The organism is Saccharothrix carnea (assembly GCF_003014735.1).
Taxonomy (GTDB): domain Bacteria; phylum Actinomycetota; class Actinomycetes; order Mycobacteriales; family Pseudonocardiaceae; genus Actinosynnema; species Actinosynnema carneum.
Genome location: NZ_PYAX01000016.1, coordinates 81,238 through 93,708, shown reverse-complemented (window position 1 = coordinate 93,708; position 12,471 = coordinate 81,238). Strand labels below are relative to the sequence as shown.

Sequence of the window (12,471 nt, the reverse complement as noted above, 5' to 3'; positions counted from 1 at the left end):
TGCGCGGTCCTTCACCCGGTTTTGCCCACCGCGTCCGCGATCACCCGGACCAGCTCGACCACGCGCGGTCCCCACCGCGAGGCGATGTCGTCGTCCAGCGCCACGATCCGGTTCTCCCGCACGGCCGTGATCGCGCCCCAGCCCGGACGTGCCCTGACGGTCTCCGCGCTCTGGCCGCAGCACTTGGTGTCGGCGAGGAAGATCAGGTCCGGATCGGCTTCGATCAGGAACTCCACGGACAGCTGCGGGTAGCCGGCGTTGAGCTGCTGCGGGTCCACGGTGTCGGCCACGTTGACCAGTCCGACCTGGTCGAACAGCGAGCCTACGAACGTGTCACCGGTGACCGAGTACAGCGATTGGTCCAGCTCGTAGTAGTACGTCGGCTTGTCCGCGCGCTTCGGCGTGCCCGCCAGGATCTTGCCGATGTCGTCCTTCATCCGCCGCACGACGTCGGCGGCTTCGGTGCCGTGCCCGGTGAGCCGGCCGAGGTCTTCGAGCTGGGTGTAGGTGTCGTCCAGCGTCTGCGCCGGGCCGGCGAGGTAGACGGGGATCTTCAGCGTGCCGAGCTGGTCCTTGACCTGGTTGATGTCGTTGGAGATCACGACCAGGTCGGGTTCGTGGGAGGCGATGGCCTCGGCGTTGGGCTGGAACCCCGACAGGTCCGACCTGGGTGCCTCGGCCGGGTAGGTGGAGTTGTCGTCCACCGCCACGACCTGACCGCCCGCGCCCATCGCGAACAGCATCTCCGTGGCCGTGGGCGCCAGCACGACGATCCGCGTGGGACGTTCGGCCAAGGTCAGGTCGCCGATGGTGACCGGGAACTCGGCCGCCGCCCCGGCGGTCGGCGAGGGCGAGGGGTCCGCGGGCGTGGCCGTGCCGCAGGAACCGATCAGGACACCCACTACCAGGACGACCGCGACACGAAGACGAGAAATAACCGACACCAGTCCCCCAATCACACAGGTGTGGCACGCTCCGCAATCGTGATCGCGCTCGTCACCGGAACTCGCGAACCGCACACCCGCCGGGCCAATCTAGCCGCTGCGACCCCGGGCCCGGGATACCCCATCAGGGGTAATCACCGGAGGGTCCGGAGTTCGGTGAGAAGTGCGCACATAAAGCCGGATATTCCACTTGATCGGGTAATTTCGACTCGATATTCCACCCGAGCCGGTTGACCACGATCGGCCGCTGCCGCCGGTCGGGGGTGACACGATCAGGTTCCTGCCAGCATCAGGTCAGCGGAGGATGATCCGACCGCGGACATCCACTTCCGGATCAACTCACCGGGCGTTCCGTGCGCAGAGGTGGAACGCCGCAATTCCGAGCTGTATTGGCGCTGTATCACAGCGTGTTCTGCTTGACGCCCTCCGCGAAGGCAGAAGGGATGGCCATGACCGACGAAATCGAATACCGCCAGGAGTCCATGCCGCTCGGCCTCAAGGTCGTCCGCGGCCTCCTGTGGTTCCAGGCCGTCTCCAATTTCGTCGCGACGATCGCGCTGACGGCCGAGGTCGTGGAAGGTGCCGGGCGCGGCCGGGACGAGGTCGCCGACGTGCTGCCCGGGCTTGTCGGCGCGTTGGTGGCGTTTCTCATGGTGGCGGTGCTGACCGTCTGCGCGCTGGGCATTTCCTGGCGCACACGCCGGGTGCGCACCACGATCATCGTCTTCCAGGCCGTGAACCTGGTGGCCGGTGTGGTGGCCGTGTTCACCTCCGACCCGGTCTACGCGCTGATCGGCGTGGGCCTGGCGGCCTTGATCCTCGTGCTGATCAACAGGCGCGACGTCGAGGCGTGGTTCGACCTCTGACCGGGCGGCGCGGCCGGAGATCGCCGGCCGCGTTCGCGCCCCGGGTCACCGGGTGGCCAGCCACTCCTCCACCGCGCGGCGCTCGATGGCGAGGTCGCGGAGGACTTGGGCACCCACGCCGTGCTGCTCGGCCAGTACGCCGAGCAGGAGGTGCTCCGTTCCCACGTGGTCGTGGCCGAGTCGCTGGGCCTCCTGCAGACTCAACTCGACCGCCCGCTTGCCCCGTGGCGTGTAGGGGATCCGGTCGGGGACGTTGTCGACGCGCGGGCCGAGGACTTTGCCCATTGCGGTGCGCAGTCGGTCCGGTGTGGTCTTCTCGGACAGGTACTTCGCCGCGAGGCCCTGTGGCTGGCTCAGCAGGCCGAGGACGAGGTGCTCGGTCCCGAGGTAGTCGTGCCCGGCGGCGCGTGCTTCCTCCTGGCTCGCGGTGACGACCGCGCGGGCGCGGGGGGTGAACCGGTCGAAGATCGTCTCGTCCAGTGGGGCGAGGGCGGAGGCGGTGGGCACGAAGCGCTTCTGCACGGCCTGCCGGGTCACGCCCATCGTCTTGCCGATCTCGGCCCAGGTCATGCCCGCCTGGCGCGCCGCGTCCACGAAGTGGCCGACCAACTGGTCCGCGACGTCCCCCACCCGTTCCGACACGGCCACCGCGTCGGAGAGGTGCATGAGGGCGTCGCCATCCGGGTGAAGCCCGGTCACGTGGTCGACCAGGGTGTCGAGTGCGATTGGCTCATCCATGAGGCAACCGTAGGTTGACAAATGAGCGCTTGTCAACCTGAAGTTGACAAGTCACCCGGAGGTGGGACACGGCTCTTTCGATCACCAGTCACGCCTCCCGCCGGCGCTGCTCGACCAGCTGCTCGATCTCGCCGACCGTGGCGGCACGCTGGAGTTCCTCCTCGCTGATCTGCAGCCCGAGCTGCTCGGACAGGTTCACCGACAGCTCCACGATGGTGAGCGAGTCGAGGCCCGCGTTCTCCAGGCTGGTCTCCGGGCGCAAGGCCGCCTCGTCCAGGTTGAGGTCGTCCACCATGATCCGCTTGAGTTCCTCGTTCACCTCGGTTCCCCCTCCGTTGGGCCGGAACTGACACCGATGACGATCAACGTGCCGCGCTCGTACCGGTCGCGGCACGTGCTGCGCTGCAGCTTGCCGCTCGACGTCTTGGGCATGGTGCCGCGACGCAGGACGACGACGTCGTGGACGAAGACGTCGTGCTGGGCCGCGACGGCACGTCGCACCGCGGTTCGCACCTCACCGGGGTCCGCGTCGGACCGCAGCTCCGCGGCGATCACGACCCGCTCCTCCCGACCGGTGTCGACGGGGAACGCGACGACGTGGCCGGGTCGCACCGCCGGTACTTCCTCCTCCACGGTCAGCTCGATGTCGACCGGGTGGTGGTTGCGGCCGTCGATGATGATCAGGTCCTTGCGCCGGCCCGCGACGAACAGCTGGTCGTCGTGGAAGAAACCGAGGTCTCCGGTGCGCAGCCAGCCACCCTCGCCGTCGAGCACCGCGTCGAAGACCTCGTCGGTGTCCTGGGCCCAGTAGCCCGCGCAGACGTTCTCGCCGCGCACCCAGATCTCCCCGACCTCGTCCGGTCCCGCCCGGCGCGAGGTCTGCGGGTCCACGATCCGGACTTCCTGGTCCATGGCGGGTCCGCAGCCCACCATCGTCACCCCTCGCGAGTCGTCGACCCGCCGGACCCGACCGGCGGCCAACCCGGCGCGGTCGAACGAGCGGACGAGTGGTTCCTGGTCGAGCGGGACCGCGGTCACGATGAGCGTCGCTTCCGCCAGGCCGTAGACCGGGGTGTGGGCGGCGGGCCGGAAACCGGACGACGTGAAGGCCTCGGTGAAGCGGGCCAACGTGCGCGCCCGCACCGGCTCGGCGCCGTTGCCCGCGTAGACCAACCGGGACAGGTCCAGCTCGGCGCGTTCCTCGGCGGTGACCTGGTCCACGCACAGGTCGAACCCGAAGTTGGGGCACAGCACGTGCGTCGCCCCGCAATCACTCAGCAGCCGAAGCCAGCGCCCCGGATCGCGCACGAACGCCAGTGGCGTCAGGTGCACGACCGGGAACCCGCGCGTCAACGGCAGGATCACGGCGAACACCAGGCCCATGTCGTGGAAGAACGGGCTCCAGCTCACGATCGTGGACCGCTCGTCCACCCGCAGGTGGGTGACGAGCTGGCTCGCCGCCGCGGCCATGTTCCGGTGCGTCACCCGCACGCCCGCGGGCCGCCGCGTCGAACCCGAGGTGTACTGGAGGTACGCCGTGACGTCGGGTTCGGGCCGCACCGGGTCCCACGGCGCGGTCGGGTCGAGGTCGACGTCGTCGGGGCAGACGATCCGCACCGGTGTGGCCAGCGGGATCTCGGCCACCGTGTCGTGAACCGCCCGCGGTGTGATGGCGACCTCGCAACCGGAGTCGTCCATCGCGGGTGCGATGCGGTCGTTGTGGCGGAACGAGGTCGGCGCGGACAGCGGTACCGCGACGACCCCGGCGTAGAGGCAGGCGACGAAGCCGACTATGAAGTCCACCCCGGTCGGGCACAGGATCGCGGCCCGCGCGCCGGGACGGGCGACCTGCCGCAGTCGCGCGCCGACAGCGCGGACCCGCACGTCCAGCTCCCGGTAGGTCAGCTCCCGGGCGAGTCCGCGCGGGTCGGTGGAGTAGTCGACGAACGTCATCGCCGTCCGGTCGGGCGTGGTCTCGGCGCGCTGACGGATGGCCTCGGGCACCCCTCCGGCCTGTCCGGTCCAAGCGGTCCGAGGGAGGACGCTCACTTCCGGCTTCCTTCCGCGGTCCGGGAGCGCCCGGTGACGAGGAGCTGCTGGGCGATGGTGCGCAGCAGGATGTTCGACGTGCCCTCGTAGATCTGGCCGATCATCGCGTCCCGGTAGAACTTCTCGACCGGGTACGCGGTGCTGAACCCGTTGCCGCCGAACGTCTGCAGCGCCTGCGACGCGGCCCGTTCGGCCACCTGCGACGCGAAGTACTTCGCCATCGCGCACCGCGACAGCAGCTCGGGGCCGCGGCTGCCGCTGTCGGCCAGGCGTGCCGCGTCGTGCACCAGCAGACGGGCGGCCTCGATCTCCGTGGCCACCTGCGCCAGGGGCAGCTGCACGCCTTGGAACGTGGCGATGGGCCGGCCGAACTGCCTGCGTTGCTGCGCGTACTCGACGGCCGCCTCGAAGGCGCCCTGGGCCAGCCCCACCATCTGCGCGCCGATGCCGATGCGGCCGATGTTGAGCGTGTCGAAGGCGATGTCGTAACCATCCCCCTCTTCGCCCAGCACGTGGTCGCGCGGGACGCGCACGCCGGTGAACTCGACTTCGCAGGTGGAGCTGGCGCGGATGCCGAGCTTGTCCTCGTTGGACCCGACGACCAGCCCCGGTGCGTCGCGCGGCACCACGAACGCCGTGATGCCGTACACGCCGTGCTCGGGCGCGGCGTTGGCGAACACGACGAAGACGCCGGCTTCGCGCGCGTTGGTGGTCCACACCTTCCGCCCGTCCAGCACGTAGTGGTCGCCGTCACGACGTGCCCGCGCCCGCAGGGCGAACGCGTCGCTGCCGGACTCGGGTTCGGTCAGCGCGTAGGCGCCGACGAGGTCGCGCGCCAGCCGGGGCAGGTACCGCTCCTGCAACTCCGGGCTGCCCCAGCGGATGAGCGCGGTGTTGACCAGGACGTTCTGCACGTCGACGCAGACCGCCACGGACGGGTCGACCCTGGCGATCTCGGCGATGGTCAACGCGCTCATGAAGATCGAGCCGCCTCCGCCGTCGTGGTGCTCCGGGATCTGGATGCCCATCAGGCCGAGCGCGAACAGCTCGTCGACCAGGTCGCGCGGGATGAGGGCGTCCCGGTCCATCTCCCTCACCCGCGGCCGGAGCTTCTCCTCCGCCCACTCGCGGACGGTGTCACGCAGTGCTTCCTCTTCCTCCAGGAGCCGGTCGGTTCGGATCCTGCCGGACGGAGCTCGCATCACATCCCCCTCATTGGAACGCGGTCAGCCCCAGCACGGACCGGGCCACCACCAGCTTGTGGATCTCGGTCGTGCCCTCGGCGATCGTCAGCGCCCGGGCGTCCCGGAAGTAACGTTCGGTCGGGTAGTCCGGCGACAGGCCGTTGGCGCCGTGGATCTGGATCGCCTCCGAGGCCACCCGCACCGCCACCTCGGTGGCGTACGCCTTGGCCATGGACGCCTCGCGGTCGGCGCGCCGGTTCTCCTCGATCGAGGTGAGGGCGCGGTGGATGAGCAGCCGGGACGCGTCGATCTCCGCGGCCATGTGGTAGATCTTGTCCTGGATCAGCTGGAACTCGCCGATCAACCGGCCGAACTGGCGTCGTCGCCGGGCGTAGGCCACCGATGCCTCCAGCGCGGCCCGCGCGATCCCGAGGGAGACGACCGCCATCCGGCAGCGCGCCCACTGCAGCGTCTTGAAGACCAGCTGCAGGTTCCTGAGCGAGCCCGCCGGACCCAGGCAGTTCTCCCGGGGCACGCGGCAGTCCTCGAAGACCATCTCGGACGTCACGAACGCGGTGAGCCCCAGCTTGGGCAGGTCCCTGGTCCGGTAGGGCGACCGCTCGCGCTCGACGATGATCGGCCTGATCTCCTCCCTCCCGTCGTCCTCCACGACCCGGCACAGCACGACCGCGTAGTCGGAGATGTCGGCGTTGGAGATCCAGCGCTTGCGCCCGTTGATGACGTACTCGTCGCCGTCCGGGACCGCCCGGGTCTGCATGGCCGCGTTGTTCGACCCGTGGTCCGGTTCGGTGGACGCCAGGCACCCGATCTTCTCGCCGCCCAGCAGGCCGGGCACCGCTCGTTCCCGCAGGTCCGGCGGGCCCGCCGCGGTGATGTAGCGGGCGCAGGCGTACGAGATCATCAGGCAGCCCTCGAGCGAGGGGAACACCCGGGCCAGTTCCTCGCTGGCCAGGGCACGGGTCACCTCGTCCGACGGGTCGTCCATCGGGTAGCCGTGCCCGCGCAACGTCTTCACGATCTCCGGCAGCAGGTCCAGCGGCAGCTGGTCGTCGGTGTAGCGGTCGCCGAGCGGCTTGATGTCCTCCTCCAGTCCCGCGCGCAGCGACGCCATCCGGTCGTCCGGCGCCGTCACCGGGCCCGAGCTCACGGCACACCCCTTTCCAGGCGCTTCATCGCGTCGGTCAGGGCCTCGGCGAACAGCTCCGGCGCCGCGTCGAGGAAGAAGTGGCCACCGGGCAGCGTGGTGACCGAGAACCCACCGGTGGTGTGCTCGCGCCAGGCCTCCAGGTCGGGCCGCGGCACAGTCCGGTCCTCGCTGCCGCCGAAGGCCGCGATCGGGCAGTCGAGCGGTGGTCCCGGCTCACGGACGTAGGTCTCGTCCAAGCCGAGGTCCGCGCGCAGCACGGGCAGCATCACGTCGACCAGTTCCTCGTTGTCGAGCATCGCGTTGTGCTGACCGGCCAGCTCGTGGAGCCCTCCGACCAGCTCGGCCCGGGACAGTTCGTGCAGCGGACGACGGGGCGACCGCAGGTGGGGCGCCCTGGCCGCGGCGACGAACAGCGCCCTCGGCCCGGGCCTGCCTCGCCGGGCCAGCTCGCGCGCGGTCTCGAAGCCGATCAGCGCGCCGACGCTGTACCCCAGCAGCACGTACGGCCGGCGGACCTGCTCGGCGACGACGTCGGCGAGCTGTTCGACCAACGGCCGCAGGCTGGTCATCGGCGCCTCGGCGAACCGGCGGCCGTGGCCCGGCAGCTCGACGGCGCACACCTCGACGTCGTCGGGCAGCAACGCCGCGAGTCCTTTGTAGACCGATGCCCGCCCGCCCGAGTAGGGCAGGCAGACCAGGCTCAGCCCGGCCTCCGGGTTCGGCCGCGGGTGCTGCACCCACTTCCGGTGGTCCGGCCGGCTCGCGAGGTGGGTCTGCCGACCCGGCTCGCGAGCCTGACCGGTCCGCTCCTGTGACTCCCGCATCGCCAGGGCTAGGACGTCGCCTCGACGACCTGCGCGCCGACCGCGCCGTGCTGCGCCACGAAGCGGGCGATCGCCTCCTCGGGGATCATCACGCCGTCGCACTGCGGCGGCCCGCCCACGTAGCCGTTCTCGCGCAGGACCTCGATGTGCCCGGCGGCCCGCCCCGGCTCGGCCGGTCCGGTCGCCGGCGAGACGCCCTCCTGGGCGACGAGCACGTTGGACAGCACGGAGCTGGTGATCTGCGTGGTGCTGAACGCGTCGGGCGTGTTGGCCGCGAACCAGTCGACACCCTCTTCGCCCGCCAGCTCGTACATCAGCGGCGGCCAGCCGAACACCTTCTGCATCGGCGTGGCGCACTCGATCACGTCGCCCTGGGCGAACAGCAGGTCGCCCTTCTCCTCGATGCGGGCCATCGCGTCGTCCCGGTCGTAGCACGGCGGGATCGAGTCGTCGACCAGCATGGTGCCCGGCCGGAGCTCGGCCACGTCGACGATGTCGGGCGCGTTGGTGTCCGCGCTGATCAACGTCGCCTCGTAGAACTCCTCCGGCAGCTTCGAGGTGCCGCCGATGACCTGGATCTCACCCTGGAAGCCGAGCACGTTGACCGCCTCGTCGGCGGCCTTCTTCAGCCGGCCGGACAGCCCCGCCGCCGGACCGCGCGGGCTGTCGCTCGTCGCGGCGTAGGGGTCGCACAGGATGAGCTTGCGCGGGTGCGGCAGGTGCTTGAGCAGCAGGTGCATGGACGCCTTGCCGACCGAGCCGACGCCGAGGATGCCCAGCACCTCGTTCTCCATGGTCCGCCCGGTCAGGCGCAGCAGGTTCTCCACGTTCAGCAGCACGGCCGCGGCCGTCGTCTCGTGGCCGCTGGTGACCGGAGGGAGGTCCGTGCGGTCCTTGATGGCCGCCGCGACGCCGCGGGCGTAGTCCGTGGCCGTCACGAGCAGTCCGCTCAGGGAGATGTTCTTCGCGCCGAGCCGGGCGCCCATCTCGATGCCGCCGACGATCGTCTCGACCAGCCGGTCCCGGTTCAGGTACAGCTCCGCGGTGTCCAGGCGCGGGACCATGATCGTGGCGATGCGGCCCAGGTTGGTCTCGATGATGCCGCACAGGTGGGGCAGGTCCAGCGCCATGAGCCGGTGCGCCACGTCACCGGGGTTGATCCCGGCCCGCTCGAACAGGCCCGCCGGCGTGGCCAGCACGCCGACACCGTCCACCCGCGGGAGCTGGCCCGCCGAGTACAGGGTCAGCAGATCGCGCCGCTCGGTGCGGACGCTGCCCGATTTGACCTCACCGTTTCCCATGGCACCGCTCACTTTCCCGTCGGTTGTCCCGTCTTGGGCGTCGGCGCCCCCACCGTCGAGCGACGCCGACAGCTCGGCGATGGTCGGGTGGGCGAACAGGAAGCGCACGCCGAGCTGCTTCCCGACCGTGTCGGAGATCTTCGACACCAGGTTGACCGCCTGCAGCGAGTCGTCGCTGAGCTCGAAGAAGCTGTCGTGGACGCCCACTTCGTCCAGCCCGAGCACGTCGCACCAGTGCTGCGCCAGCCGCACCTCCAGCGGTGTGCGCGGTGCGACCGGTCCGCGGGCGGCGTCCGACTCGGGTACGTCGGCCTTGGCCAGTGCCTCGCGGTCGATCTTGCCGTTGGCCGTGAGCGGCAGCGTGTCGCGCAGGACCACGGTCTTGGGCACCATGTACTCGGGCAGCTTGTCGCGGATGAACGTCCGCAGCTCACCCGTACCGGGTGCCTCACCGTCCGCCGCGACCACGTAGGCCACCAGCCGCTTGCCGCCGCCCTCCTCGTCGACCGCCAGGACGACCGCTTCCCGCACCGCGTGGTGTTCCCGGATGGTGCTCTCGATCTCGCCGAGCTCGATCCGGTAGCCGCCGATCTTCACTTGGAAATCCTCCCTGCCCAGTATTTCGATGCTGCCGTCCGGAAGACGGCGGCCGATGTCACCGGTCCGGTACAGGCGCTCACCGGTCCGCGGATGGGTGATGAACGCGGCGTTCGTCGTCTCCTCGTCGCGCCAGTAGCCATCGGCCACGCCGAGGCCGCCGATGTAGAGGCCACCCGGCACCCAGATCGGTCGCACGTCGAGCTCGCGGTCGAGCACGTGGACCTGCTGGTTGGCCAGCGGCTTGCCGTAGGGGATGCTCGCCCACGACGGGTCGACGTCGTGGATCTCGTGCGTGATCGACCAGATCGACGCCTCGGTCGCGCCGCCGAGGCTGATCACCCGCACGCCGGGCACCAGCCGGCGCAGCCGGTCGGGCAGCGTGACGGGGATCCAGTCGCCGCTGAGCAGCGCCACCCGGAGCGAGGCGGGAACCTCCATCCGGACGCCTTCCGCGTACTGGACCAGCAGCCCCAGGAAACCGGGCACCGAGTTCCACACCGTGACGCGCCCCTGCCGCACCACGTCGATCCAGTGCGCCGGGTCGCGCAGCCCGGAATCGTCGGGCAGCACGAGCCGCGCACCGGCCGCGAGCGTGCCGAACACGTCGTAGACCGAGAGGTCGAAGCTCAACGACGACAGGCCGAACACGCCGTCGTCGGGGCCGATGTCGAACCGCCGGTTGATGTCGACGATCGTGTTGAGCGCGCTCCGGTGCGAGATCATCACGCCCTTCGGCACGCCCGTCGAGCCGGAGGTGTAGATGACGTACGCCAGGTCTTCCTCGCGCTGCACCGGGTCGAGCGGCTCTTCGGAGACGTCCTCCAGCAGCTGGGTGTCGACGCGCAGCCGCCGCACGCCCTCCGGCCACTCAAGGCGCTTGTCGACGCCCTCCTGGGTGAGCACCAGGTCGACCTCGGCCGCCTTCAGGATGCGGTGCAGCCGCTCGCGCGGCAGCGACGCGTCCAGCGGCAGGTACGCCGCCCCCGACTTGAGCACGCCGAGCACGGCGGGCACCTGCGCCCAGCCCTTGTCCATCACCACGCCCACCAGCGCGTTGGGCCGGGCGCCCTGTTCGCGCAGCCAGCGGCCGAGGCGGGTGGTGTGCCGGTCGAGTTCCCGGTAACTGATCGTCCGGCCCGTGGACACCACCGCCGGCTGGTCCGGTTGGGCCTCCGCCTGCGCCACGAACGCGTCGTGCAGGAGTCCGGCGGGCACCGGCGCCGCGGTGGAGTTCGCTTCGGCCTGCCGCACCCGGTGCTCGGAGGGCACGATGTGCTTGCGGCCGCGCTCATCCCAGCTGCCCGGCACCTCGGCGAGCCGGCGCACGTGCCGCACGAAGGCGTCCAGCATGTCCCGAGCGAGGCCGGGCGGGAACACCGATTCCAGGACGTCCCAGGTGAACTCGAGCCCGCCCTTGCGCACCGCGCTGCGCACTTCCAGGTACACCTGCGGTGTCTGGCTGACGGTGTAGCCGAGCTCGCCGAGGCCCGAGATGTCGACGCTGCTCATCTCGACGCTGTTGAACACGACGTAGGTGTTGCGGCGGGGCGTGCCGCCGTAGGCCTTGGCCAGCTCGCGCATCACCTGCACGCCGCTGACGTAGCGGCAGTGCTCCAGGTCCTCGATGAGCTGCCGCTGCAGGCGCTGGGCGCGTTCGAGGAACGTCGCGCCGGGCGAGGTCTGCACGCGGAGGTGGTTGGGCAGGGCGAAGCTGCCGACGATCCGGCCGACCTCCTCGTGCACCGGCAACCGGTCCCAGAACGGCGCGTTGATGCTGAACTCCTCGGTCTTGCTCCAGAGCGCGGCGACGTCGCAGAACGCGGTCAGCAGCGCGGCGCCGGGCATCAGGCCCGCCTCCTGCACCCGTGCCTTGAACCGGGCCCAGGACTCGGGTTCGAGGATCCGGGCGGTCAGCGCCCTGGACACCATGGGCTCGTCGGTGCGGGCGAGCTGGATCGGCAGCTCGGGCGGCGGCGGGAGCGTCGGCAGCCGTCGCCGCCAGTAGTCCAGCGCCCGTTCGTGCACGGCCGATCCCTTCAACGCCGTCTTGGCGACGACGTAGTCCCGGGTCGACAGCTCCAGCGGCGGCAGCTCACCGCCGCTGTTGAGCACCGAGAGCTCGCGCCAGATCTGCAACAGGCTCAGCGAGTCCGCGATGAGCAGGCTGGAGCCGAGGTGCAGGCGGGTGCGGTCGCCGTCCAGCAGGGTCGCGCGCATCCGGAACAGCGGCCAGGTGTCCGGTGGGAACACCTCTCGCGGCATCTCCAGGCGGAACTCGTCCAGCCGCGCGGTCACCTCGTCGTCCGGACTGCCGCGCAGGTCGAGCACCTCGACCTCGTACTCCGGCACCTCGGGCAGGATCCGGTTGCGCCCGTCCGGGAGCACGACGGCGCGCAGCATGGCGTGCCGCTGGATCAGGTGGCGCCAGGCGGCCGTGAACCGGTCCAGGTCGAGGCCGACCGAGTCGACCTCCATGTAGCCGTTGCCCGACAGGTTGCCGATCTCGAACGCGTCACGTCCACCGGCCCAGATGGCCTGCTGCATGTCCGTGAGCGGGAACGGCTCGTGCAGCCGCACGGGGTCCGGGTCGATCGTCGGGATCGCCGCGGGCCGGTCGGCGGCACGCTCGCGGAGCGTCGCGAGGATCTCGTCCTTGTGTTCCTTCAGCGCTGTGCGCAGTTCCTCGGTGAGGGCGTCCTTGGGTGCGCGAACGCGGAGTTCGTCCCCGTCGTCCCAGAGGACCACACCCCGTCGTGAGAGGTCCGCGACCAGCTCCTGCACGGTTCCCATTGCTCTG

9 protein-coding genes are annotated in these 12,471 nt (G+C 70.5%); 1 reads left to right on the top strand and 8 read right to left on the bottom strand.

Annotated features, from left to right (window positions below; translation table 11 throughout):
- Window positions 1–11: 11 nt before the first annotated feature.
- Complete coding sequence (locus B0I31_RS33475; RefSeq protein WP_245950613.1) at window positions 12–902, bottom strand: ABC transporter substrate-binding protein; 891 nt, start codon at window positions 900–902, stop codon at window positions 12–14.
- A gap of 458 nt (window positions 903–1,360) precedes the next feature.
- Between B0I31_RS33475 and B0I31_RS33470 the strand changes: the two genes are divergently transcribed.
- Window positions 1,361–1,810, top strand: coding sequence for a hypothetical protein (locus B0I31_RS33470; RefSeq protein ID WP_146174050.1), 450 nt, complete (start codon window positions 1,361–1,363; stop codon window positions 1,808–1,810).
- 45 nt (window positions 1,811–1,855) lie between these two features.
- On the opposite strand, the gene B0I31_RS33465 is transcribed toward B0I31_RS33470, so the two are convergent.
- The 7 genes from B0I31_RS33465 to B0I31_RS33435 form a co-directional block, all read right to left on the bottom strand.
- A complete protein-coding gene (locus B0I31_RS33465) occupies window positions 1,856–2,548 on the bottom strand; it encodes a Clp protease N-terminal domain-containing protein (protein ID WP_106619408.1) in 693 nt (230 codons plus the stop codon).
- 88 nt (window positions 2,549–2,636) lie between these two features.
- Window positions 2,637–2,867, bottom strand: coding sequence for an acyl carrier protein (locus B0I31_RS33460; protein ID WP_106619407.1), 231 nt, complete (start codon window positions 2,865–2,867; stop codon window positions 2,637–2,639).
- Window positions 2,864–4,597 carry a fatty acyl-AMP ligase gene (locus B0I31_RS33455; RefSeq protein WP_146174049.1) on the bottom strand — a complete coding sequence of 578 codons (1,734 nt, stop codon included), beginning with the start codon at window positions 4,595–4,597 and terminating at the stop codon, window positions 2,864–2,866. The genes B0I31_RS33460 and B0I31_RS33455 overlap by 4 nt, the downstream gene beginning before the upstream one ends.
- Window positions 4,594–5,799, bottom strand: a complete 1,206-nt coding sequence (locus tag B0I31_RS33450) for an acyl-CoA dehydrogenase family protein (protein ID WP_106619457.1) — start codon at window positions 5,797–5,799, stop codon at window positions 4,594–4,596. Before B0I31_RS33450 ends, B0I31_RS33455 begins: the two co-directional genes overlap by 4 nt.
- A gap of 10 nt (window positions 5,800–5,809) precedes the next feature.
- On the bottom strand, window positions 5,810–6,949 hold the full coding sequence (locus tag B0I31_RS33445; RefSeq protein WP_106619405.1) for an acyl-CoA dehydrogenase family protein: 1,140 nt from the start codon (window positions 6,947–6,949) through the stop codon (window positions 5,810–5,812).
- Complete coding sequence (locus B0I31_RS33440; protein ID WP_106619404.1) at window positions 6,946–7,773, bottom strand: thioesterase II family protein; 828 nt, start codon at window positions 7,771–7,773, stop codon at window positions 6,946–6,948. The genes B0I31_RS33445 and B0I31_RS33440 overlap by 4 nt, the downstream gene beginning before the upstream one ends.
- A gap of 8 nt (window positions 7,774–7,781) precedes the next feature.
- The gene (locus tag B0I31_RS33435; RefSeq protein WP_106619403.1) at window positions 7,782–12,464 is read right to left on the bottom strand and encodes a non-ribosomal peptide synthetase; all 4,683 of its coding nucleotides are present in this window, start codon (window positions 12,462–12,464) and stop codon (window positions 7,782–7,784) included.
- Between the last annotated feature and the right edge of the window lie 7 nt (window positions 12,465–12,471).